We start from the raw sequence: 24337 nt of genomic DNA on the forward strand, positions 1-24337 counted from the left end.
AACACCCTGTCAGGAGAGAACCGTCATGGCGTTGACCCGTGAACAGATGGCCCGCAGGGCCGCCGCCGAGCTGTCCGACGGCCAGTACGTCAACCTCGGCATAGGACTGCCGACGCTGATTCCCTCCGTACTGCGCGACGACATCACCGTCGTCCTGCACAGCGAGAACGGCATCCTCGGCGTAGGCCCCTACCCCTTCGACGGCGAGGAGGACGCCGACCTCATCAACGCGGGCAAGGAGACCGTCACCACCCGCCCCGGAGCGTCGTTCTTCGACTCGGCGCTCTCGTTCGGCATGATCCGGGGCGGCCATCTCGATGTGGCCGTCCTGGGCGGCATGGAGGTGTCGGCCACGGGCGACCTCGCCAACTGGTCCGTACCCGGAAAGATGATCAAGGGTATGGGCGGGGCGATGGACCTGGTCCACGGTGCCGCGCGCGTGATCGTGCTGATGGAGCACACCACCAGGGACGGCGGCCCCAAGCTCGTCGAACGCTGCGGTCTGCCGCTGACGGGCCGGGGTGTGGTCCACCGGGTCATCACCGACCTGGCCGTCGTCGACGTCACCGCGCAGGGCTTCGTGCTGCGCGAACTGGCCCCCGGAGTAAGCGAGGACGAGGTGCGCCGCGCGACCGGCGCACCCCTGCACACCTGAGCACGGCTCGGGACCGCCCCCGAACCGCCCCAAACCGGCCGAGCACCGGAACGGAACGCACCGGAACGACCCACGGGCTCCCCTGCGCGAGACTGCCAGGGGAGCCCGACCGGCGGAGCAACGGAACCCGGAGAGACACGGAACCCGGCGGAACCGGGCCCAAAGCCTTCAGAACACGAGAGAGAACACGAGAGAACCGGGTGGCCCGCGGGCCACCCGGTTCTCGTCGTACAAGCGCAGAACGTCAGGCGGTCACGCGCGCCTTCAGCTCCGCCAGCGACTCGTTCAGCGCGTCCTCGTCGACGCCGACCAGCCGGCCGTCCTCCTTCCGCACGTCGCCTCCGACGACGACGGTCTCGACATCGGCGGAGGTGCCGAACACCACGGCGTACGCGGCGGGATCGCCGACCAGGCCGCCGAAGCGTCCGGTGTTGAGGATGACGACGTCGGCCAGGCTCCCGGGGGTCAGCGTGCCGAGACGGCCGCCGAGTCCGAGCGCGTGAGCGGCGTTGACCGTGGTCGTGGCCAGCAGCTGTCCGGGCTTCAGGGTCGCCGAGTTCTCGCGGGGCGACAGCGGCAGGCGGCCGCCGTCACGCGCCTGGAGCGCGTCCTGCGCCTGCATGAGGGTGTTGCTGATCCGCAGCTGCGAGAAGAGGTCGAGCGGGACCCGCGCCGGGGTGTCGGTGCCGATGCAGAGCTTGATGCCCTCCTTGACGGCCCGGTTGAGCACGGTGAGCGACCGGCCGACGGAGACCTCCACCTCGGGCGTGACCGAGATCGCGATGTCCGCGTCCGCGACCATCCGCAGTTCCTCGTCCGAGGCGCCGTTGACGTGAACGGGAATCAGGTCGCTGCCGAGCAGACCCTCTTCGTACATGTCCCGGAGCTGGTGCGGCGCGTTCTGGTGCAGCGTCGAGCGCAGGCCGAGACCGCGCGCGAACTCCACCTCGCCGCGGAAGCGCTCCATGCCGACCGCCTCGATCTCGGAGAGGCCGACGCCGAGCTGGACGAGGGCGTCGTCACCGGTCTTCACCATGCGGCTCAGCTCGGTGATGTGCTCGAACTTCTCGGCCTGCTCCCGCTCCGCGTAGCGCTGCCCGTCGAGGGCGTACCCGAGCGTGAGACCGTAACCCATCAGCACACGCTGACCGGTGCGGTGGTGGGCGTTGAAGACGGCCTCGGCGTGCTCACGGGTCAGCAGTCCGTGGGCGAAGTCGATCGCACCGGTGATGCCCCGGTCGATCATCTCGACGCCGCACGCGTAGACGGCGGTCTCGTAGTCCTCGGGGCTGAAGCTCTCGCGGGAGCGCGACACCACGTTCTTGTAGATGTCGTGCGTCCACAGCTCGGAGGCGATGCCCCGAAGCGGCTGCTGCCACATGTGGATGTGCGTGTCGATCATGCCGGGAATGACGATCTTCCCGGTGGCGTCGATGACCTTGTCCGCCGGACCCTCCAGTCCGGCGCCGATCGCCTCGATCCGATTGCCCCGGATGAGGAGGTCCGCCCCCTCGAGGCTTCCGTACTGGGCGTCCATCGTGACGATGGTGGCGTTCTTGATGAGGATGCTCGACGGCATCGGCTTCACTCCCGGATGGTTCTGAAGGTCGTGCTTCGGTGGTTCGTGGGGGGGTGTGGGGGGTGTGGGGGGTGTGGGGGCGGTTGCTACCGCTTGGAGACGAGGTCCCAGTACCGGATGACGGACGGGAGGGTCGGCGTCCCCTGGACGTTGTCCACGGTCTTGGAGTTGTAACCCCAGAAGGACTGCGCCTCGTGGAATCCGCAGTCCAGCGCCTGGTCGTTGATCTGCTGCGTCATGTCCTGCCACGCCTTGTCGGCGGCCTTCGCGTCCGGCGCCTCCAGCGCGCGCTTCACGGCGCTGTCCAGCTCCGGGTACACGTTCTTCTTCGGGTTGCCCGCGCCCGCCGGACCGAACTTGTACAGGTAGTAGTCGTAGACGCTGGCGTCGCCGAAGTCGGCCATGATGGCCGCCGGGTACTTGCCGTTGTTGTAGACCGTGTAGTACTGGCCCCACGTCATCATGTCGAGCTTGACGTTCACGCCGATCTTGGACATCTGGTCGCGGAACAGCTCGGCCACCGTGCGCTGGATGTCGTACGTGGGCAGGGTGAAGCTGACCTTGGGGTTGCCCGCCTCGGCCATCAGCTTCTTCGCCTGGTCGACGTCGTGCGGGTAGCCCTTGACGTTCGGGTTGTAACCCTGCTGGCCCTCGCCCATGCGCTGGTAGCGGACCTTGGACATCCCGTTGAACTGGGCGTCGACGATCTCCTGCGGATCCATCGCGAGACACATGGCCTGACGGACCTTCGGGTCGGCGAAGACGCCGCCGGTGTCGTACGTCAGCAGGTGGAACAGCGACTGCTTGTACGTGAGGAGGGACAAGCCGTTCTGCTTGATCCGGTCGACATAAGGAGCGGTGGTGTACGCGATGTCGAGCTGACCGCCGCGGAGCGCGTTCATCAGCGAGTCGGGGTCGTTGATGAAGTGCACCTCAATGCCGCCGACCTTCAGGTCCTTGGCCTTGCGGTACTTGTCGAACGGCTTGGCCACGACCTTGGAACCGGCGACCGACGCACCCGGGTCGTAGACGAACGCGCCGGTGCCGGAGGGCTTCTTGGCCCAGTCGCCCGCGTCCAGCGCCTTCGGGGAGATGATGTAGCCCTGGCTGCGCGCCAGGTTGGGAATGATGTTGGGCGCGGCCGACTTGAGGGCGATCCTGACCTTGTTGGCGCCCACGGCCTCGATGGCGGTGACCGGCGCCATCACCGGGGCCCACTGGCCCTTGCTGGCCTTCATGCGCTCCAGGTTCTTCACCGCGGCGGCGGCGTCGAACGGCGTCCCGTCCTGGAAGACGACACCCTCGGCGAGATCGAAGGTGATCTCCTTGTCCGACTCCTTCCAGGCCGTCGCCAGACCGGGCTCGATGGTGACGCCGTCCTTGTTGAGCGAGACGAGGCCCTCGTAGACGAGCGCGGTGTAGGTGCTGTTCGCCCGGTCGATGGTCTCCCAGTCGTTGAGCGGGACCGCGACGCCGAAGCGGGCCACGCCCTTGCCGTCCGCGCTCTTCGCGCCGGAGCTGCTGCCCGAACCACAGGCGGTCAGGGCGGCGAGGGCGAAGGCGACGCCGAGCGCGGGGTAGACATGGCGGCCTCTGCGGCGGATCGACCCTCTCGAAGGGGGGTTGGACGGGGTGTTTCTCATGATTTCTCCGTGTGATGAGGGTGTGCGGAGCCGCAGGCGGTCCGCGCAGGCGCGCAGGGTGAAGCAAGCGCGAGGAGTGAAGTGCGGTAAGGGGGAAGGGGGATACAGGGGGGCGGCAGATGACCGGGAACCCTGTGGGAAGGGCCGGGAGGACCGGGGCCGGCGGGCGGCCCCGGTCAGACGGCGGCCTGTGACTGCCTGACCTCGGCGGCGTGGTGACAGGCCACCAGCCGCTCCGACGGCCCCGCCGCGGTCCCGGACGGTGACACGGACAGCGGTACGGACACCGGTTCGGGCGTACTCGTCCGGCACAGGTCCGTGACCCACCGGCAGCGGTTCTGGTACGGGCAGCCGGGCCGGTCGTCGAGCGGGCTCGGCGGCTCCACCCTCCCACCGGTCAGGGCGCGTCGCCGGATCGACCGTTCGGCCTGCTCGTCCGGGTCGGTGACCAGCGAAGAGGCCATCAGCATATGTGTGTAGGGGTGCGCCGGATCGCCGTGCACCGCGTCCGCCGGTCCCGTCTCGGCCATCCGTCCCAGATAGAGGACGGCGATGTCATGGCTGACGTGGCGGACCACGTCGAGGTCGTGGGCGATGAAGAGATAGCTCAGCCCGAACTCGCGCTGAAGGTCCATCAGCAGGTTGATCACCTGGCTCTGGGTGCTCACGTCGAGCGCGCTGACCGGTTCGTCGCACACGATGAGCCGGGGCTGTACGGCGAGGGCGCGGGCGATCGCCACGCGCTGCCGCTGGCCGCCGGAGAGTTCGTTGGGCATCCGCTCCCCGTGGAACGAGGACAGCCCCACATTGTCGAGCGCCCGGGTGATCTCCTTGTCCCGGTCCGGCCGCGACAGCCGGCGGTGCCTGGCGATGGCCTGGCCGATCGTGGCGGCCACCGTCTGCCGGGGGTTCAGCGAGGAGAGCGGGTCCTGGAAGACGACCTGGACGTCCTTGCGGTACGACAGCGGTGTGTGCCGGCCGAAGTCCGAGATGTCCTGGCCGTCGAAGACGACCTTCCCCTCGGAGACCGGCGCGAGCCGCAGGATGGCCCGGCCGATGGTGCTCTTGCCCGAGCCGGACTCCCCGACCAGGCCGAGCGTCTGTCCGCTCCCGATCGCGAAGCTGACCTCGCGGACGGCGGTGAACGAACGCCGGCGGCCCGTCATCCCGCGCCCCATCGCGTAGCTGACGCTCAGGTTGTCGACGGAGAGCAGCGGTGGCGTGTCGTTGTTGTGAGTGTCGGTCATTTTGTACCCACCAGACGGAGTTCACCGGCACGCAGGCACCGGACTTCATCGGCCAGCGGGACGGAGCCCGTGGCACAGGCCGCGGTCGCGTACTCGCAGCGCGGGTGGAAGCGGCAGCCGTCGGGCCAGGCCCACGCCGGGGGCACCCGGCCCGAGATGGTCGCCAGCTCCTCGCCACCGGTCCTGCCCTGCGGCATCGCGCCGAGGAGCGCCTCGGTGTACGGGTGCTTGGGCTTGCCCAGCGCGCCCCGTACGTCGCGGACCTCCACGATCTGACCCGCGTACATCACTCCCACCCGGTCGCAGACGTCGGCGACGACGCCCAGGTCGTGGGTGATGATCAGCAGGGACATGTTCAGCCGCTGCCGGAGTTCGGAGAGCAGTTCCAGGACCTGGGCCTGGATGGTGACGTCCAGCGCGGTGGTGGGCTCGTCGGCGACCAGCAGTTCGGGGTCGCTGGCCAGGGCCGCGGCGATCACCACCCGCTGGGCCATACCGCCGGAGAACTGGTGCGGATAGTCCGACAGTCTCCGCGCCGGGTCGGGCACGCCGACCAGGGAGAGCAGTTCGGCGGCGCGCTCCGTGGCCTGCTTGCGGGTGAGGTCGCCGTGCGCGCGGATGCCGTCGACGAGCTGCTGTCTGATGGTGTGCACGGGCGAGAGCACCGACATGGGGTCCTGGAAGACCATGCCGATCCGGCGTCCGCGGATGCTCCGCCACTCGCGTTCGCCGAGTCCGACCAGCTCGGTGCCGGCCAGGCTCACCGACCCGCCGGAGACCTCGACTCCGCGCGGCAGCAGACCGAGAAGGGTCGAGGCGGTGATGGACTTGCCGGAGCCCGACTCGCCGACGAGGCCGAACGCCTCGCCGCGCCCGACGTCGAACGTGACGCCGGAGATCAGTTCGGCGGGACCGCCGGGGGTCTGGAGCGCGGTGACGCTCAGATTGTCGATGCGCAGGAGCGGCTCCGGGCCGGCCGGCTGCCCGGCCGTGGTGGCGCCCGCCGGTTCCGGCGTCTGCGCGGCCGACACGACTCCTGCCGTACCGGCGGTGGCGGCATCGGCGGTGGCTGTCGCCGCGGCGGCCTCGGCCCTCGCCTCGGCGGCCGCCCTGAGCGCCGCGGTGGCACGCACCGCCGCCTTGCGCTGCTTGCGCTTGACGGTGGTACGCCGGGCGGTCGCGTCCCGCAGGCAGTCGCCGAGCAGGTTGTACATCAGCACGCTGAGCGTGATGGCCAGACCGGGGTAGACCGCCAGCATCGGCTCGTCCATGAAGTGGGCGCGCGACGAGTCCAGCATCCCGCCCCAGCTGACCTGGGTGGTGTCGATGCCGACGCCGAGGAAGCTCAGCATCGCCTCGATGAGCAGGGCGGTGCCCAGCGCGATGGACGCCTGGACGATGACCGGGGCGGCGATGTTGGGCAGGATCTGGCGCAGCATGATCGCGGGCGTCCGCAGTCCGGTGACCCGCGCGGCGTCCACGTACAGCCGCTCGCGCTCGGCGAGGACCACGGCCCTGGTGATCCGCATGAAGCTCACCGCGAAGACGAGACCGACCGCGAACATGGCCTTGACCAGGCCGCTTCCGATGACCGCCACCAGGGCGAGAGCCATCAGCAGGGCCGGGATCGCCTGCATGACATCGGCGATCCGCATACCGATCCGGTCCCACCAGCCGCCGAGGTAGCCCACCAGCAGCCCCAGTCCGACGCCGATCACCACGCCGATGGCCACGCTCTGGAAGGACGCGATCAGGGCGGTACGGGTGCCGTAGATCAGCCGGGAGAGGATGTCCCGGCCGAGGTCGTCCGTCCCGAGGAGATGGTCCGCGCTCGGGCCCTGGAACCGGTTGGCCACCTCGGGCGTGAGCGGGTTGTGCGGTGCGACGAAGCCCGCGGAGAGGGCCACCAGCACCTGGAGAAGGAGGAGTGCGAGGCAGACGACGGCGATCGGCTGCCGCAGGGTCCGGCGGAGTACCCCGGCCTGCTTGCGGTGCGCCTGACCTTCGTCGGAGCCTTCCGCGCCCAGGGGCTTCTCGCCGATGGTTCCGGCGGTCACTGGGGCCTCACCTTCGGGTTGACGATGCCGTAGAGGATGTCCACGGCGAGGTTGACGGCGAGCACGATCAGGGCGACGACCACGATCGATCCCTGGAGGACCGGATAGTCGGCGCGGACCACGCTGTCGATGAGCAGGGTCCCCATACCGGGGATGGCGAAGATGCGCTCGATGACGAAGCTGGCCGCGACCAGTACGGACATCTGCACCGCCAGCACGGCGAGCACCGGCACCATGGCGTTCTTCGTGGCGTACTTCAGTACGATCCGCCGCCCGCTGACGCCTCGGGCGCGCAGCGCCTGGACGTAGGGCGACTCCAGGGCCTCGATGGTGGCGCTGCGGGTCTGCCGGGCGATGACGGAGGCCGTGCTCAGCCCGAGCGCCAGCGCCGGCAGGACCAGGCCCTGCGCCCAGAGGCTCGGGTCCTCGGTCATGGGCGTGTAGCCGACCGCGGGCAGCCACTCCAGCTCCACCGCGAAGACGAGTGCCAGCAGCAGCGCGACCCAGAAGCTCGGCAGGGCGAGCCCCAGCGCGACGAACACGGTGAGCAGCCGGTCGCCGACCGAACCGGGGCGCAGCGCGCCCAGCAGTCCGAGCGGGATACCGGCGAGCAGCGCGACGCTCATGCCGGCGAGCGAGAGCGACAGGGTGATGCCCAGCCGCTGGCCGATCGACTCGGCGACCGGGACACCGGTGTACAGGGAGGTTCCGAAGTCGCCTTGGAGCGCGGCCGAGAGCCAGTCGGTGAACTGCTCCCACAGCGGATTGCGGAGCCCGAGCTGCTGTGACAGTTCGTCACGCTGGTCCTGCCCCGCGCCTTCGCCGAGGATCTGGGCGACCGGGTCGGTTCCCGTCATCCGCACGAGCATGAAGACCAGCAGGGAGACCAGCAGGAGGGTGGGCAGGGCGGAGAGCACCCGCCCCAGCACGAATTTCGTCATCGCCTCGCCCCGTGCGTTCCCGCACCGTCGTACGACCGGGATGCCTGGCCCGGTGCCCCCTCCTGCTCGTCCCGGGCCGGCAGGGCGCCCGGTCCCACGGCTGCGCCGTGGGTCGGATGCCCTCTCAGGCCGAGCACAAGTGCCACTTTCACGATGACCGCTCCCTCTGTTCAGTCCGCTGTTCAGCCCGCGCCGTGCCGGGCTCTTTGCGGAATGACCACATGTGTAACCGTTCGACATTCGAGCCGTCAACGGTCTTTCGAAAGTTTGCCGTCTGTTCGTATCCGACTACAGTGTTCGCACAGGAGGGGGTTGGGGCTCATCCGGACGGCGTACAGGAGTCGAACGGCCCACCCGCAGACTGTGATCGCAGGAAAAGGGCTTCCGGACGTTCCGACCGCGCGTCCCTCAACGGGCCGTACGCGGGGGGCGGAAGTTCACCGACGTTTCTTCCGGTCCGGGCGGGACTGCCGGTCCAAGCGGGACTGCCGGTCCGAGGGCAGGAAGGCCGCCGGATCCGTCCTCGGTGACGGGCCCGCTCCGGACGGATCCCGCGCGAGCGGACCGATCGGGGCGTCGGCTCCCCCCTGGCGGCGCTGCCGTCCGGCGGATCCCGCCGAAGGAGGAGGAGGCGGCGGCCGCGATGACCGCTCCCCCGTCGCCGTATGCCGGTGAGGGCGGTGAGGTGGTCCGTCCGGTTCAGAACAGCAGGCGGTCGAGCAGTTCCGCGCGCGTGTGGACGCCGAGCTTGGTGTAGATCGACTTGAAGTGGTGTTTGACCGTGTGCTGGCTGATGACGAGCGCCGCCGCGATCTCGCTGTCCCGGTGGCCGGCGAGCGCGCAGGTGGCGATCTCGATCTCGCGCGGGGTGAGCAGTGCCAGCCGGGTCGGGCTGATCGTGCGCGAGGATCCGCCCCGCTCGGCGATGACCGACACGATCACGTCGGGCTGGCTCGGCAGTCGCTGTGAGGTGACCGTGAGGTGCAGCGCGGCCCGTGGGCCTTCGTCGGCGCTCCAGAAGGCCGCCGTGGCGGCGTCGTCGCAGTCGAGCAGCCGCTCGACCTCGGGGCGGGCCTCCCCGAGCCGGTCGAACAGGGCGAGCGCGGGCGCGTTGAAGTGGCGTCGGGCCAGCCTCAGATCGGTCAGGACCACCGGGGTGCCGCAGCGGTCCAGCGCCTCGGCCAGCTGGGTGCGCTCGCGTTCGGTCGAGGCGCTCTCCCTGATCGCGGCCACGGCGATGCCCAGCACCGTGGCCGCCACATGCGCCGCTTCACGGTCCGCCTCGGTGAACTCCGGCTCGCCGTCGCGCCTGGCCAGGTTCAGTGTGCCGGCGACTTCGTCGCCGACGACCAAAGGGGCGCAGAGCACGCGCGCCATGGCGTGGGGAGCGAACACCTCGTGTACGACGGGGAGCTTCAGCCACTCCTCCCGTGGCATCAGCGAGTCGCTGTCGTAGACCTTGCGGTCGCGCAGGGCGTTCTGGACGACGGGGTCCTGGGTGCGGCCGAAGCGTTCATAGCAGCGTGTGTAGTAGTTGCCGAGGCCCCGCACTTCCGCGGCGATGGGCCGCCCGGTCGTGTGGTCGTGCAGATAGACGCCGGCGGCGAAGGAGCCGAGGCGGCTCGGCGCGTCGTCGAGAAAGCGGTCCAGCAGCCGCTCGACGGAGCGTGAGGTGACCAGTTCGGCGACGAGCACGGGGGGCAGCGACCGGGCCGGCTCCGTGAGTGCTTTCCCCATGGCGTCCTCCGCTCTGGATCCGCTCGAACGGGTGGATCCGCCCGAGGCGACCGTCCGGATGAGCGCGGATTCAACCTTCCACGAAGGCGGCCTCGGGCGTCAACCATCGGGTCTGCTGAACGGACCCGCCCGGCCGGACGGCCCGAAATGAGCCCGGCACGTGCCCGGCCCGCGCCGGATACATGCCTGGTACATGCCTGGGTAGGCGCCGGGTGGCAGGGTGGAACGTCGATGGCCCGCCGCGTGCTGCGGGCGGGCCATCGACGTGCGTACCGACGGGTGACGTGCGTACCGACGTACGTACCGACGGGCGAATCGGCATGCGGATCAGGGTGCGGATCGGCGTACGGATGGGCGTGCGCGGGATCGTCACCCGGTCATGCGGCCGCGGTGGAAGAGCAGCGACTCACGGCTCGGGTCGGAGGCCAGCGCGACCACCCGCCCGATCAGCATCCAGTGCGAGTTGTTGCGCACCGTCCCGGCGAGCCGGCACTCGAACCGCGCCACGGTCCCGGTGAGCAGCGGCGCTCCGACCGCACCGGCCAGATGGTCCACCTGCGCGAACTTGTCCGGATCCTTCGAGGCGAACAGCCGGGCGGTGGGCGCCTGATCGGCGGCGAGCACGTTCACGGCGAACACCCCGGAGCGTTCGATCGCCGACCAGGTACGGGACGTCGCCGCCAGGCAGACCAGCACCTGGGGCGGCTCCGCGGTGAGCGATGTGAACGCGTTGACGGTGCTGCCGTACAGCTTCCCGTCGGCGGCCGTGGTGACGACCACGACGCCGGTGGGGAACTGCGCGCACGCCGACCGGAAGGTGTCGGAGTCGAGCGGCGGCGACTCCTGGGACGGATCGGACAAGGCGGTGCGGTTCATGACGCCGTGAGCAGGGCCGGCGCCTGGCCCGGATCGAGCCCCATCGAGATCAGCCCCGCCATCTCCGCGCACGCCAGGGAGTTCGGCGGCATGATCGGACCGGTCATGGCATCGCGGAGCATCAGCTCGTAGCCCCGTTCGCGCATCAGCGAGCTGAGGCCGCCGGCGGTCGTGCCGAGCGTGGAGACCGTGTGGATCGCCGTGGCCAGCATCAGCTTCGCCCGCAGGAACGCCGCACAGGTCTGGAGGCTGGGTCCGCTGTTCTCGTCGGCCTCCCACGCCGCGTGGTACATCATCAGCCGCGCCGCCTCGACCTGGGCGACGACGTGCCCCATGGCGCTGCTGATGGTCGGGTGGTACCCCATCGGCTGGGCGAAGCCCTTGGCCATCCGCTTCCCGAGGGCGTCCTGGAGCCACTCGGCCATGGCCTCGGCGACGCCCAGGTAGCAGCCCGTGTACCCGCCCCAGGAGATATGCGCCTGGGCCACGATCCAGTTGCCGAGGAAGTCGTCGAACTCGCACAGGACCAGGTCGTCCGGTACGAACGCGCCGGAGATCCGGACCTGGTTGCTGCGGGTGGAGCGCATGCCCAGCGTGTCCCAGTTGTCGGTGACCGTGACCGCGTCGGCGTTGTCCTGGCGCGTCGGCATCAGGAAGCCGACCACATGGGACGGGTCGTCCGACCATTCCGGATGGGCGAACATGAAGGCGTAGTCGCTCGCCTCCCACAGCGAGGCGAACATCTTGTTGCCGGTGATCTCCAGCCCCCCGTCCACCCGGCGGGCCGAGAGCGTCGGCACATAGGTGGCCGGTAGCAGGCTCGACGCGGACGGCTCGGAGAGCGGCGCGCAGATCAGCGCGCCCTCCTGCACCACCAGGTCGGCGACGCGCTTCTTGGCGTCGTCCGGCACGGCGTCGAGTGTGGAGATGATGCGGGTCGCCACGTAGTGCATGTTGAAGCCCAGCGCCGTCGAGGCGTCGCCCTTGGCGAGCGCTTCGACGGTGGCGAGCCACTGGGTCGTCCTGGCCCCCAGACCACCGAGTTCGCGTGGTATCGCCACGCCGTAGAGCCCGGACTCGCGCAGTTTCGCGAAGTTCTCGGTGGCGGTGCTGCGGTCGCGGTCGTGTTCCTGTGCGCGGGGGGCGAACTCGGCGGCGAGGCGAGCGCCCAGTCCGGCCAGTTCCCGGCTTTCTTCGTCGAGTCCGAAATGCATGGTGTCTTTCTCCCTGGTCGTCCTGGTCGTCCTGGTCGTCGGTCCGCCGGTGTCCTCGGCTCCGGATCGGGGGACGTGTCACATCCGGGTCGGGGGATGTGACACGTCCGGGTCGGGGGATGTGTCAGGTCCACATCGGAGGACGTGTGGTGTCGAGGCTGGTGTGCACGACCTTGGTCGCGGTGTATTCGAGAAGGGTCGCGGCGGCGCCCTCGCGGCCGAAGCCGCTGGCCTTGACGCCGCCCTGCGGTTGACCGAGCGGCGTCGCGAACCAGGTGTTGATCCAGACCATCCCCGAGTCGAGGCGGTCCGCGAGTCGGTACGCCTGAGCGAGATCGGCGCTCCACACCCCGTTGGCGAGGCCGAACGCGACGCTGTTGACCCTTTCGACCACCTCGTCCTCGGAGGTCCACGCCTCGACGGTGAGGACGGGGCCGAAGAACTCCTCGCACGAAGCGCTCGTCGTGCCGTCGGGGGACGCCAGGACGGTGGGGCGGTAGTAGCTGCCGCCGGCCAGTTCGCCGGGCATCTCGGGCACCCGGCCGCCCGCCAGGAGTTCGGCTCCCTCGGCCACGGCGGCCCGGACGCGGGCGGCGACCGCGTCGCGGTGTCGGGCCGTCACCAGCGGACCCAGTTGGGTGGCCGGATCCAGGGCGTCGCCCACCGTGATCGCGTCCGCGCGTGCCGTGATCCGCTCCAGCAGTTCGTCGTAGCGGTCGCGGTGCACCATGAGCCGCGAGGAGGCGAAGCACACCTCCCCGTTGGCGGCGAAGATGCCGGTGAGCACGTCCTCCGTGACGGTGTCCAGATCGGCGTCCGGGCAGACCACCATGGACCCCTTGCCGCCCAGCTCCATGAGGGCCGGGACCAGCCGGGTCGAGACGTCGCCGAGGATGCGGCGCCCGGTCTCGGTGCCCCCGGTGAAGCTCACCTTGGCGACGCCCGGATGCGACACCAGCGCCTGTCCGACGTCGTGGCCGAAGCCGGTGACGACGTTGACGACGCCGGGCGGCAGCAGGTCCTGTACGAGCCGGATGAAGTGGACCGTGCTGACCGAGGCGAGTTCGGAGGGCTTGACCACGACGGTGTTGCCCGCGGCCAGGGCGGGCGCCAGCTTGTGCGCCACCGAGATCAGCGGCGAGTTCCAGGGGACGATCGCGGCGACGACGCCGACCGGGCGCGGCGTGGCGACCACATGGGCGTTCGGGCCGCAGGGCACGGTCCGCCCGTGCAGATCCCGGACGACGCCCGAGAAGAAGCGGAAGATCTCCGCGGCCGTCGGTACGTCGATCAGACCGCCCTCGCGGATGGCCCGGCCGTTCTCGGTGGCGAGCAGGGCCGGCCAGTTCCGCGCGTCCTCGGTCAGGCGTTCGGCGATGGCCCACAGCAGGGCCTGCCGGGTGTCGAGCGAGGTGTCCCGCCAGCTGAGGAACGCGTTCTGAGCAGCCGCGACGGCGCGGTCCACATCGTCCGTCGTGCCCTCGGCGACATGTGCCCAGACGCGGCCGGTGCTGGGATCGACGGCGGGGAACGTCCGCTCTGCCTCGACCTCCCGACCCCCGATCAGCAGGGGCTGCGGCTCCTTCAGCGTGAGCCGCTCGGTCATGGGTGCGGTGGCGGTCATGTCAGAAGCCGACGTGCTGGGAGTGGAACGGGTTGTCGATACGGATCCGCCAGGTGCCGTCGGCCTGGCGGACGAAGACGTTGCTGTCCACGGCGCCCATCTCGATCGGCTGCCCGTCCGGTCCGGACCCGGTCAGATGCCACTTGAGGGCGACCAGGACGATGTCCCCCGCCTCGACCCGGTGCAGCTCCTCCACCGTCAGATGGGGCTTGGTGTCGATGAACTGCTGGAGCGCGGTCCGCAGCGCGGGCAGCCCGTGCACGGGCTCCGTCCCCGGAGCTGTCTGGAAGACGGTGTTCTCGTCCCAGCAGGACAGCGCTAGTTCGAGGTCGCCGGCGTTCATCGCCTCGACGAACAGTTCGTTGAGCTCGGTTACGCTCTGGTGTGAACCCATCGTGACTCCTGGCGGTATGTGGCCTGAATTGCTCACACCGTAGGAAGCGGCCCCGGACGGTCACATCCCCCCGGAACGGGGTTCCGGCGGCATCCCCCAGCCGGGGGATGCGGGGGAGATACCGGGGGAATCCCCGGAACCTGGGTGCCCGGTTCGGCTCCTTCCGGCTCGCGGCCCTGCGTGCGCCGCGTGACGATGGGCCGTGACCGCGCGGCGAGACGGGTTTGGCGGACGCGATGGAACACGGAGAAGGGCAGGACGCCGGGGGTTCCGGCCATCTGGGACGCAGGCGTTTCCTCTCCGCCGCGGTCGGCGGGGCGGTGACCGCCGGTGTCGCCGGGACCGGCTGCCAGTCGTCGGCCCAGCGAGGAACCGGTACGGAGTCCGGCCCGTCCGCCGCCCCCAGCGGGACGGAGGACGAGGAGCGGGCCCGGACCGGCGACGCCGACTGGCGTATCCGCTCGGAGGGACTGCCGGAGGCCGTCCAGGGCTACACCGACAAGGCGAGTGTGCTGCCGGGCGAGGAGTTCGGACTGCACGTCTCCACCACGGCCGCCGGCTTCCGTGTCTCGGCCTTCCGGGTCGGCTGGTACGGCGGGGCACAGGCGCGGCTGGTCTGGCGCTCGGACCGGATCCCCGGCTCCGTACAGTCCGGTCCCCGGCTCTTGGAGCCGACCCGGACGGTACGGGCGGACTGGCGGCGCACGCTCGCCGTACGCACCGGAGGCTGGCCCGAGGGGGCGTATCTGCTGCGGCTGGACGCGGAGAACGGCCACCAGCGCTATGTGCCGCTGATCGTCCGCTCGGCGACCGCGGCGGGCAGGACCGTCCTGATGCACGCGGTGGCGACCTGGCAGGCGTACAACGCCTGGGGCGGCTACAACCTCTACCAGGGCCAGGACGGCGGATACGCGACCCGTTCACTGGCCGTCGGTTTCGACCGGCCGTACGACCGCGACGGCGCGGAGAAGTTCCTGGTCTACGAGCGGGCGGCCGTGGTCCTCGCGGAGCGGCTGGGCATCCCGCTCGCGTACACCACGGGTCCGGACGTCGACCGCGACCCGGACGCGCTGCGGGGCGCGGTCGCCGTCCTCTCGCTCGGCCATGACGAGTACTGGACCCCGCGGCAGCGGGAGCACGTGACCCGAGCGCGTGACGCCGGAACCAATGTGGCCTTCCTCGGGGCCAACACCTGCTATCGGCGGATCAGACTGGAGCCGGGGCCCACCGGCGCCGACCGTACCGTGGTCTGCTACAAGACCGACTACCGCGACGACCCGTACTTCGCGGGGCGCGCGGACCTGCCGACCAACGACTTCCGCCAGCAGCCCCGGCCCGACCCCGAGTCCTCTCTGACCGGCGTCCTCTACGAGGGCTATCCCACGGACGCCCCGTATGTCGTCCACCGGAGCGATCACTGGCTCTTCGAGGGAACCGGTGTGAAGCGGGGGGACTCCTTCGCCCATCTGGTCGGAGTGGAGTACGACCGGGTGACGCCCGGCACGCCCCTGCCGAGGCCGATCGAGATCGTCTCCCACTCCCCGCTGGTCTGCAACGGCAAGCACAGCCACGCGGACTCCGCCTACTACACCGTGCCGAGCGGAGCGGGCGTGTTCGCCTCCGGAACCATGCGCTGGGTCGAGGGGCTGATGGCCGGGACCCGCGAGAACGGACGCAACCACGGCATGGACGCACGCACCGGAGCGTTCGTCACCCGCACCACGGAGAACCTGCTCCGCGCGTTCGCGGAGGGCCCCGGCGGCAGAAAGAGACCGGCGCCCCGCGACAACGTCCGGGAGGTGTATCCGACCACGGCGCGCTGACACCGGCACACAGGCCGACGTCGCCTGCCGTTCGCCGTGTCGCCCGTTCGCCGTGCCGCCCGACCGGTACGGGACTCGGGCGGGCGGCTAACGTCGGTCGTTCGGATCGGGCTGGGGCCAGAAAGGCGGTGCGAGCATGGTCGCTGACAGAGGGAGGATGGGCACCTCGGAGCAGCCGAACGAGTGCTTACGTCCGGGGAACGGGAAAGGCGCGGACGGGAAAGACCGTCCAGCCGGAGAAGGCGGCGCGGAATCCGGGCGGCGGCTGACCGCGTCCTGGCCCGCGGCCCTCGCGCTTCTGCCCCTCGGGCTGCTCGTCGCGGCGGGATGGTCGGCACGCTGGGTCCGCCCCAGCGGGGACGACTGGTGCTTTCTGCCCGTGGTGCGCGACGACGGCGTCTGGGGGATGGTCGGCAAGTTCTACTTCCAGGACAACGGCCGGGTCGCGAACGCCCTGCTGGTCGGCGTGTATTCGGAGTTCGGCGTCGCGGGGCACCAGTGGTTCGCTCCCCTCAGCGGTGTGCTCGTGCTGGGTGTCCTCTGGGCCGTGACCGCTCTGGTGCTGCGCAGGACCGGCCTGGCCGTGCCGCGCGGAGTGCCGCTGCTCACGGCGGCCATGGTGACGGCCCTCTTCCTCTTCGCGACACCCAACACGTACAAGACGTTCTTCTGGCCCGCCGCGTCGATCTCGCACACCCTGGCCCCCGTGCTCGCCTGCGCCGCCGCGATTCCACTGCTACGGGCCCGTTCCCGCGCGGGGCGGAACGCTGCCCTGGCCACCGTGTTCGTGGCGGGTGTCGTGATCGGCACGCTGTCGGAGGAGACTTCGGTCGTCGTGCTCGTGGTGCTCTCGGCCGTCCTTCTCCTCAGCCGCCGGACCATCGCCGACCGTCGGCGACGGACCTACGCGCGGACCTGGTGCCTGGCCGGCGCCGCCGGGACCGTGATCGGCACGCTCGTACTCGCCACCTCTCCCGGCTCACGGACCCGGCGCGCACGGTACGGCGAGGAGCACCCGTCGCTGTTCGCCCTCGAATCGCTGATCGGGTCGCTGGAAGCCTTCGCGCGCATCCTGGGGCATCTCCTGACGACATGGCAGTACCTGGGCGCGGTCGCGGTCGGAGTCCTGGTGGGGCTCCTGGCGACCGGGCCCGGCGTTCGCGCGGTGCGGTCGGTCCGGCGGGCCCCGGCGGCCTGTGCCGGTGTTCTCGTCTTCCTGGTCTCCGGCTATCTCTGCACGGTCGTCGCCTATCCCGCCTTCGGCCCCAGGGTGGTGACCTCGACGCGTCTGTGGAACGACTTCCTCCTCCTGTACATCGTGCTCCTGGTCGGTCTCGGCGTGCTGGTGGGGCAGACGCCGCGCCTGCGCGAGGGGCGTCCGGGCGCGGTCGGAACGGCGCGTGCGGTACGAGCGGCGAGTGCGGTACGAGCGGCGAGTGCGGCCGTGTGCGGAATCGTGTGCGTGGCCCTCGCGTTCTCGCTGGCGGGTCTGGGAGACGCCATGCGCGTACGGGCCGGGGTCTGGGACGAACAGGACCGGTGGCTCCGCGCCCAGGCGGCGAGCGGTGCTCAGGTGCTCCCGTACCGGCCGACGCCGGTCGGCGGAATGACCGAGCCGTTCAACAGGCGCGGCCCCTGGCCGGCGAGTTGCGTCGCCGACTACTACCGTCTGGACCGGGTCACCCATTCCACGACACCGCCCTGGTCACGTTGAGGAGAGCACGGGGCTGACTTCCGAGTGTTGGTTCCTTCGCGCGGGACCGCGGAGGGGCATGGTGGGACTTCCGTCGTGTGGTGGGCAGGAGGTCGATCTCGTGGGTCGCGTGAGTGCCGGCACGAGGGGCTTCTGGGTACGGATGCTGGTTCCCGTCGGCGTTCTGGCCCTCTTCGCGGTCCAGGGGGCGTCCTGTTCTCCGGGGAATCAGCGCCCGGGGGGCCGGGACCCGGACTCCGCGTCCCTTCCGGCGGCGGACGCGGCGGAGAAGGCTCCGAAGTGCCGGCGCACCCTGGTCGGTGTGGCGCACCAGGACGACGATCTGTTCTTCATCGATCCCGAGACGAGGAAGACGCTCCGGGCCGGCTGCCCGGTCATGACGGTGTATCTCACCGCGGGCGACGGCGGGAAGCGTAATCCGGAGGTCGCCCGCGACTATGTGCACAAGCGGGAGAACGGGGTGCGCGCGGCCTACGCCGAGCTGGCCGGAGTACCCGACCGCTGGACCGCGGCCCCTGTGCGGGTGAACGGCCGCAGCGTCAGATCCTTCAGACTCGACGGCGGTCCGGCGCGGTCCGTGCGGCTGACCTTCATGGGATTGCACGACGGGCATCCGAGCGGGCGGAGCCCGGAGAGCATGCTCAGGCTGTTCCTGGGGACACGGGAGAGCATCCGGTTGTTCCAGAGTGAGGAGAGCTACACCGAAGAGCAATTACTGGAAACACTGTCCGGGCTCGCACGGCAGATGAAGGCGGAGCGGATTCTCACTCTGGATTACGACCATGCGTCCTTCGCCTTCGGTCTCCGCGGAAACGTCGACCACAGCGACCACGGAATCGGAGCCCGGTACTTCAGAAAAGCGGGTTACATCAGCGGAATTCCCGTGACGTCCTATCTCGGATACACGATGTCGCGGTTGAAGCCCAATCTCCCTCCCGATCAGGTTGCCGCGAAGGAGTCGAGCGTAAGGCGGTATCTCGCGCAGATCGGCTGCCGTCCCCCCGTCGGATGTCTCGCGGAGAACGTCTACGAGGGAGCCCTCCAGGGCGACGACGTGGACTGGTCCCATCGGCAGTACCAGCAGGTCCACCGGGATCCGCGCCCCGGAGAGATCATGGGGGACATCGGACGGACCACCGTGTTCAGCGGCAGGAATCCGGAACAGTGCCTCGAAGCGGTGAACCCGTCGCCGGCCGCCGGCTCCGTCCGGATCAACGGCTGCGATGGATCCGACGCGCAGAAGTGGGACGTCACCGGCGCCGGAGCGATCAGAACACAGCGTTATGGAGGCTACTGTCTCACCCTGCTGCCCGACACCGCCGGACTGGCCCGCTGCCAGGAGTCGGGCACCGCGCAGAAGTGGACGCTGAAGCCGTGGAAGAGCGCCACGTGGAAGCGTGCGGCCTGGAGGATCGCCGGGGAGGGGGGCATGTGCCTGTACCAGAACGACCGTGAACTCCCCCCGCGATGGGATTCGCGCACGGATCAGCACCCCGTGCTGGGCCTCGCCGACTGCGGCGATCGGACCCAGCCCGAGTTGTACTGGCGCCGGCACGGCTGACGCGGCCGGTCGGCCGTGCCGGTTCGCACCGGGGTCAGGGAAACGCCGTCGAGTGGGTGACCTTGTCCACGTAGTAGTAGTCGGCGACGCAACTGGCGGGCCAGGAGCCGTGCTTGCCGAACGGCTCCCCCATCCGGCTGACGGACAGCGGCTTGTACGGGAGCACCTGGGCGCCGTGCGCCGACTGGAGGCGCATCCACTGGTCCTGGCGGTCCCAGTTCCGGGCCCGTTCCCGCATGTCCTGCCCCAGGTGGCCCAGCGAAACGGTGAGGGCGACGCACACGAGGGCGCACACGGCCGCACTGGCCGCCATCGCCGCTCGCGCCGTGTTCGCCGCTCGTACCGCGTGCGCCGCGCTGGGCGAGTTCACCGGTTTCCGCGCGTCCGGTGCTTCCCGCGCGTCCGGTGCATCCGGTACTTCCGGTGCTCTCCCGGCTTCCACGGGACCGGCACGCCGTGCGCGCTGTCGGAGGGTGTCCCCCAGGAGCGCGCCCGCGGCGGTGAGCAGCACGGTGTACAGCAGGAGGTAGTCGTTCCATGCCCGGCTCGCGGTCGCCACCCCCGGGCCGAACGCGGGAAGCGCGACGACGGTGCAGAGATAGCCGGAGACGAGGAAGACGAGGACTCCGGCGCAGACCAGGAGGGGCCGGTGCGGAAGCGGGGCCGTCGAGCGCCCGGCGGGGCCCCGGACGAGCAGGCCCAGCAGGACTCCGGCCGCGACGGCCCCCAGGTACTGCCATGTCGTCAGAAGGGTTCCCACGATCTGCGCGAACGCCCGCAGGGACTCGATCAGCGCCTCGGGCGCGATGACGGACGTGCCCTGTGCGCCGTAGCGCTCGCGCCGGTTCTGCGAGCCGGGAGAGGTGACGAGTACGAGCGCGCCGATCACGGTCCCGGCGATGCCCGTCAGGCACCAGGTCCGCGCGTAGGCGCGTCGCCGTCGGTCGGTGAGGATCCGGCAGCTGAGGAGAAGGGCGGCCGAGAGCACCACGAGTACGACGACGGTCGTCTCCTCCGACAGCGTGCCCACGAGGAGCCCGGCCACGAACACGGCGGCCAGGGCCGCGTTCCTCCCCGCGCGTGAACGGGCCAGGAGCAGCGGAATCGCACCGGCACAGGCGAACACGGGCGCCAGGGTGTGCGAGACGGACGAAGCGGGCCAGTAGAACGTCTTGTAGGTGTTGGGCGTCGCGAGGAGGAAGACCGTTGTCACCATGGCCGCCGTGAGCAGCGGCACTCCGCGCGGTACCGTCAGGCCGGTCCTGCGCAGCACCAGAGCCGTCACGGCCCAGAGGATGCCCAGCACGGTGACGCCGCTGACGAAGGCGAACCACTGGTGCCCGGCGATGTCGAACTTCGCGTAGAGACCGGTCAGCGCGGCATTCGTGACCCGCCCGTTGTCCTGGAGGTAGAACTTCCGCACCAGACCGGAGATGCCGTCTTCCCGCACCTGGGGCAGAAAGCACCAGTCGTCCGCGCCCGGTCGGACCCAGTGTCCGAACCAGACCGCCGTGGCGAGCAGTCCGAGGGGCAGCAGCGCGAGGGCCGCGGGCCAGGACGCCGTCTGCCGCCGTCCGGATTCCGCGCTGTCCTTCCCGTCCGGCGGAGTCACGCTTCTGTGCTGTTGATCCGGGGTCGCTGTCCCCGATCCGTCAGCGGCCATGTACGGCACTGCCTTTCGCTGTCGTACCGGGCTTCCGGGCACCCGCTTCGGGCATGGCGGTTCGAGCGACGCCGGATTCGTCCGGTCGGGCGGGAATGAGAGAAGAGCAGGAATGGGGCGGTGCGGCGATGAATTCCGCCGCGCGACGGAATTTCTCCATTCCCGGACCGGTCGCGGAATTGTCAGCGGCCCGAACCACACCGGGTCAATCGATGACCGACCCTACTCGTCACCGCCGTCGCCGCTGAATCGCTCGACCGCGCGCGTCCCGCGCCTCACCGAAAAGCCCTCGGACGGACCAGGGAAATGCGACCCGGAAACCTCACGGGAGTACGGCCGTGCCGTCCAGTTCCACCAGCGCCTGCTCGTCCCAGAGGCGTACGACTCCGATCACGGCCATCGCGGGATAGTCGCGGCCCGCCTGCCGCCGCCAGATCCGGCCCAGCTCGGGGGCGTGGGCGCGGTAGTCGGCGACATCGGTGGCGTACACGGTGACGCGGGCGAGGTCCTGCGGGGCTCCGCCGGAGGCGGCGAGGGCCGTGAGGAGATTCGCCAGCGCCGTCTCGAACTGCTCGGGCAGCGTCCTGCCCACCACTTTTCCGGCCGTGTCGAGCGAGGTCTGCCCGGCGAGGAACACCAGCCGGGACCCGGTGGCCGTGACGGCGTGCGAGAAGCCCGCCGGAGGTGACAGCTCGGTCGGGTTGTGGCGGTGCAGACTCATGCGTACAGCTCCTTCGCGATGATCGAGCGCTGAACCTCCGTGGCGCCCTCGTAGATCCGCGGGGCGCGCACCTCCCGGTAGAGGTGTTCCAGCAGATGTCCGCGCTGAAGCGCCCGCGCGCCGTGCAGTTGCACGGCCGCGTCCACCACGTACTGGGCGGTCTCCGTCGCGAAGAGCTTCGCCATCGCCGACCGCTTGGGCACATCGGCCGCGCCCTCGTCGTACGCCTCCGCCGCCGCGTACACGAGCAGCCGCGCCGCCTCCGTGCGGGTGGCCATCTCGGCGACCTGGTGGGAGACGGTCTGGAGGTCCTTGAGCGGGCCGCCGAACGCGGTCCGGGAGGCCGTGTGGGCGATCGTCGCGTCCAGGGCGGCCTGGGACATGCCGACGGCGAAGGCGCCGACGCTGGGCCGGAAGAGATTGAGGGTGTTCATGGCGACCCGGAAGCCCCGGTCGGGCTCGCCCAGCACATCGTCGCCGGTCACGGGTACGGCGTCGAAGTCCAGCGCGCCGATGGGATGCTGTGAGAGCATCCGCAGCGCGGTCCCGGTCAGCCCCGGGCGGTCGGCGGGGACCAGGAACGCGGTCACTCCGCGTGCGCCCGCGCCCCGGGTCGTCCGGGCGAAGACGGTGTAGAAGTCGGCCTCGGGGGCGTTGGAGATCCAGCGTTTCGCGCCGCTCAGCCGCCAGCCCCGGCCGTCCGGCACGGCTTCGAGCGCCAGGGCGGCGGCGTCCGACCCCGCGTCCGGCTCGCTGAGCGCGAAGGCGGCGACGGCCCGGCCCGCGATGACCTCGGGGAGCCAGCGCTCACGCTGTCCGCGTGTGCCCGCCTGGACGAGGGGGAACGTGCCGAGCCCCTGGAGCGCGAGCGCGGTCTCCGCCTCCGTACAGCCGTGGGCGAGGGACTCGCGCAGCAGACAGATCTCCAGCGCGCCGGCCCCGGCGAACAGTCGCTCCAGAAGGCCGAGTCCGCCGAGGGCCTCGAGCAGCGGCCGGTTCACCCGGCCCGCCTCGCCCCGGTCGGCGAGCGGCCGGAGTGTGTCGGCGGCCAGGGCGCGCAGCTCCGCGCACCGGGCGGTCTGTGCGGGATCGAGCGAGAATACGGGCATTCGTGCCCCCACTTCTGCGGTGGATCTCCACCGGAGCGAACCCATCTATCGCGGACCATTGACTGCCGTCACCATCACGATACGCTCCATTCACGACCCCATCATGAGAAGGGGGGCGAACCATGGAGCTGACGCCCTCGGCCCACCTCGACACTTTCGCGCGCGACCATCTCCCTCCGGCCGGGCAGTGGCCCGATCTCCTCTTCGACCTGCCCGAACTGCGCTATCCGGACCGCCTCAACTGCGGGCACGAGCTGCTGGACCGCACGATCGAGCGCTTCGGCGCGGACCGGCCCGTCTTCAGGACCGCGGTCCCCGGCGACGTGTGGACGTACGGAGAACTGCGCGACCGCGTCGACCGGATCGCCCACACCCTCACCGCGCGCCTCGGGGTCGTCCCCGGCCACCGTGTCCTGCTGCGCGGCCCCACGACGCCGTGGCTCGCGGCCTGCTGGCTGGCGGTGATGAAGGCCGGCGCGGTGGCCGTCACCGTACTGGCCCAGCAGCGGGCGAGGGAACTGGCCACGGTGTGCGAGATCGCCGCCGTCGGCCACGCCCTGTGCGATGCGCGCTCGCTCGACGATCTGGAGAAGGCGAAGGCGGACGTTCCGGGCCTGCGGATCACCGTGTACGGCGGTGACGCGCCCGACGATCTGCTGCGGCTGGCGGCCGACGGGCCGGCCGAGCCGTACACCGCCGTGGCGACGGCCGCCGACGACGTCGCGCTGATCGCCTTCACCTCGGGCACCACCGGCCGCCCCAAGGGCTGTATGCACTTCCACCGCGATGTGCTGGCCGTCGCCGACACCTTCTCCGCGCGGGTGCTGCGGCCGGAGCCGGACGACGTCTTCGCGGGGAGCCCGCCGCTGGGCTTCACCTTCGGACTCGGCGCGCTGGTGATCTTCCCCCTGCGGGCGGGCGCGTCGGCGCTGCTGCTGGAACAGGCGGGTCCGCTACAGCTCCTGGACGCGATACCCGAGCACGGGGTGTCGGTGCTGCTGACCGCACCGACGGCGTACCGCGTGATGCTCGGCGACCCCCGTTCGCACCGGCTGGGCTCCCTCCGGCGCTGTGTGTCGGCCGGGGAGAATCTGCCCGCCGCGACCTGGCACGACTGGCTGGAGCGGACCGGGCTGCGCGTCATCAACGGCATCGGGGCGACCGAGCTGCTGCACATCTTCGTCTCGGCCGCCGACGACGCGATCCGGCCGGGCACCACGGGCGTTCCGGTACCGGGCTGGCAGGCGCGCGTGGTGGACCGCGCCGGGCTCCCCGTCCCGGACGGGGAGCCGGGGCTCCTCGCCGTGCGCGGCCCGGTCGGCTGCCGCTATCTGGACGATCCACGCCAGCGGGAGTACGTACGCGACGGCTGGAACCTCACCGGGGACACCTACGTGCGCGAGCCCGACGGCTGGTTCCGCTATGTGGCCCGCGCCGACGACATGATCATCTCGGCGGGTTACAACATAGCCGGGCCCGAGGTGGAAGAGGCGCTGCTGCGCCTTCCCGAGGTCGCGGAAGCCGCGGTGATCGGGCGCGAGGACGAACTGCGCGGGCAGATCGCCGTCGCGTACGTCGTGCTCCGGGACGGCGTCCCGTCCGAGGACGCCGCCGCAGCCACCGCCGCGGCGCTCGCGGAAGCGGTGAAGGCCCGGCTGACCCCGTACAAGTGCCCGCGCCGGATCGTCTTCCTGGACGCCCTCCCCCGCACCCCGACGGGCAAGCTCCAGCGCTTCCGGCTGCGCGAACTCGCGTGAGCCCTGCAAGATCCACCAGAAG

General features: G+C 70.5%; 18 protein-coding genes. 5 read left to right on the forward strand and 13 right to left on the reverse strand.

From position 1 onward, the window contains the following. The first annotated feature begins 25 nt into the window (after positions 1–25). Positions 26–655: a 3-oxoacid CoA-transferase subunit B gene (locus tag ACWEFL_RS07840; RefSeq protein ID WP_451708984.1), complete on the forward strand. Its 630-nt coding sequence runs from the start codon at positions 26–28 to the stop codon at positions 653–655. A gap of 244 nt (positions 656–899) precedes the next feature. Here ACWEFL_RS07840 and ACWEFL_RS07845 read toward each other — a convergent pair whose 3' ends face one another. From ACWEFL_RS07845 to ACWEFL_RS07890, 10 genes are all read right to left on the reverse strand, one after another. Continuing rightward, complete coding sequence (locus ACWEFL_RS07845; RefSeq protein ID WP_451708987.1) at positions 900–2234, reverse strand: amidohydrolase family protein; 1335 nt, start codon at positions 2232–2234, stop codon at positions 900–902. Between the two features lie 86 nt (positions 2235–2320). Continuing rightward, positions 2321–3877 carry an ABC transporter substrate-binding protein gene (locus tag ACWEFL_RS07850; protein WP_451708990.1) on the reverse strand — a complete coding sequence of 519 codons (1557 nt, stop codon included), beginning with the start codon at positions 3875–3877 and terminating at the stop codon, positions 2321–2323. Between the two features lie 176 nt (positions 3878–4053). Beyond that, the gene (locus ACWEFL_RS07855) at positions 4054–5124 is read right to left on the reverse strand and encodes an ABC transporter ATP-binding protein (RefSeq protein WP_451708992.1); all 1071 of its coding nucleotides are present in this window, start codon (positions 5122–5124) and stop codon (positions 4054–4056) included. Further along, positions 5121–7181 carry a dipeptide/oligopeptide/nickel ABC transporter permease/ATP-binding protein gene (locus ACWEFL_RS07860; protein WP_451708995.1) on the reverse strand — a complete coding sequence of 687 codons (2061 nt, stop codon included), beginning with the start codon at positions 7179–7181 and terminating at the stop codon, positions 5121–5123. The genes ACWEFL_RS07855 and ACWEFL_RS07860 overlap by 4 nt, the downstream gene beginning before the upstream one ends. Next, positions 7178–8122 (reverse strand): ABC transporter permease, encoded by a 945-nt coding sequence (locus ACWEFL_RS07865; protein WP_451708998.1) that lies wholly within the window; start codon positions 8120–8122, stop codon positions 7178–7180. Before ACWEFL_RS07865 ends, ACWEFL_RS07860 begins: the two co-directional genes overlap by 4 nt. 699 nt (positions 8123–8821) lie before the next feature. Beyond that, positions 8822–9859 (reverse strand): LuxR C-terminal-related transcriptional regulator, encoded by a 1038-nt coding sequence (locus ACWEFL_RS07870; RefSeq protein ID WP_451709001.1) that lies wholly within the window; start codon positions 9857–9859, stop codon positions 8822–8824. Between the two features lie 369 nt (positions 9860–10228). Next, positions 10229–10735, reverse strand: coding sequence for a flavin reductase family protein (locus tag ACWEFL_RS07875; RefSeq protein WP_451709004.1), 507 nt, complete (start codon positions 10733–10735; stop codon positions 10229–10231). Further along, positions 10732–11949 (reverse strand): acyl-CoA dehydrogenase family protein, encoded by a 1218-nt coding sequence (locus ACWEFL_RS07880; RefSeq protein ID WP_451709007.1) that lies wholly within the window; start codon positions 11947–11949, stop codon positions 10732–10734. The genes ACWEFL_RS07875 and ACWEFL_RS07880 overlap by 4 nt, the downstream gene beginning before the upstream one ends. A gap of 124 nt (positions 11950–12073) precedes the next feature. After that, positions 12074–13573, reverse strand: a complete 1500-nt coding sequence (locus ACWEFL_RS07885) for an aldehyde dehydrogenase family protein (RefSeq protein WP_451709010.1) — start codon at positions 13571–13573, stop codon at positions 12074–12076. A 1-nt stretch (position 13574) separates the two neighbouring features. After that, positions 13575–13967 (reverse strand): YybH family protein, encoded by a 393-nt coding sequence (locus tag ACWEFL_RS07890; RefSeq protein ID WP_451709012.1) that lies wholly within the window; start codon positions 13965–13967, stop codon positions 13575–13577. Between the two features lie 236 nt (positions 13968–14203). Here ACWEFL_RS07890 and ACWEFL_RS07895 point away from each other — a divergent pair, with 236 nt between their 5' ends. The 3 genes from ACWEFL_RS07895 (at position 14204) to ACWEFL_RS07905 (ending at position 19065) form a co-directional block, all read left to right on the forward strand. Further along, positions 14204–15790, forward strand: a complete 1587-nt coding sequence (locus ACWEFL_RS07895; protein ID WP_451709014.1) for a N,N-dimethylformamidase beta subunit family domain-containing protein — start codon at positions 14204–14206, stop codon at positions 15788–15790. A gap of 136 nt (positions 15791–15926) precedes the next feature. After that, positions 15927–17504 (forward strand): DUF6056 family protein, encoded by a 1578-nt coding sequence (locus ACWEFL_RS07900; RefSeq protein ID WP_451709016.1) that lies wholly within the window; start codon positions 15927–15929, stop codon positions 17502–17504. Positions 17505–17613: 109 nt separating this feature from the next. Then, positions 17614–19065: a ricin-type beta-trefoil lectin domain protein gene (locus ACWEFL_RS07905; RefSeq protein WP_451709018.1), complete on the forward strand. Its 1452-nt coding sequence runs from the start codon at positions 17614–17616 to the stop codon at positions 19063–19065. A 34-nt stretch (positions 19066–19099) separates the two neighbouring features. Here ACWEFL_RS07905 and ACWEFL_RS07910 read toward each other — a convergent pair whose 3' ends face one another. From ACWEFL_RS07910 to ACWEFL_RS07920, 3 genes are all read right to left on the reverse strand, one after another. Then, positions 19100–20677, reverse strand: a complete 1578-nt coding sequence (locus ACWEFL_RS07910; protein WP_451709021.1) for a DUF6056 family protein — start codon at positions 20675–20677, stop codon at positions 19100–19102. Between the two features lie 373 nt (positions 20678–21050). Beyond that, positions 21051–21449, reverse strand: coding sequence for a RidA family protein (locus ACWEFL_RS07915; RefSeq protein ID WP_451709024.1), 399 nt, complete (start codon positions 21447–21449; stop codon positions 21051–21053). Beyond that, the gene (locus ACWEFL_RS07920; protein ID WP_451709027.1) at positions 21446–22558 is read right to left on the reverse strand and encodes an acyl-CoA dehydrogenase family protein; all 1113 of its coding nucleotides are present in this window, start codon (positions 22556–22558) and stop codon (positions 21446–21448) included. Before ACWEFL_RS07920 ends, ACWEFL_RS07915 begins: the two co-directional genes overlap by 4 nt. A 122-nt stretch (positions 22559–22680) precedes the next feature. On the opposite strand from ACWEFL_RS07920, the gene ACWEFL_RS07925 reads away from it, so the two are divergent. Then, entirely contained in the window at positions 22681–24315 is a 1635-nt protein-coding gene (locus tag ACWEFL_RS07925) for an AMP-binding protein (protein WP_451709030.1), read from the forward strand. Positions 24316–24337: the final 22 nt, after the last annotated feature.

The sequence above is a fragment of the Streptomyces sp. NPDC004838 genome, from assembly GCF_053600955.1.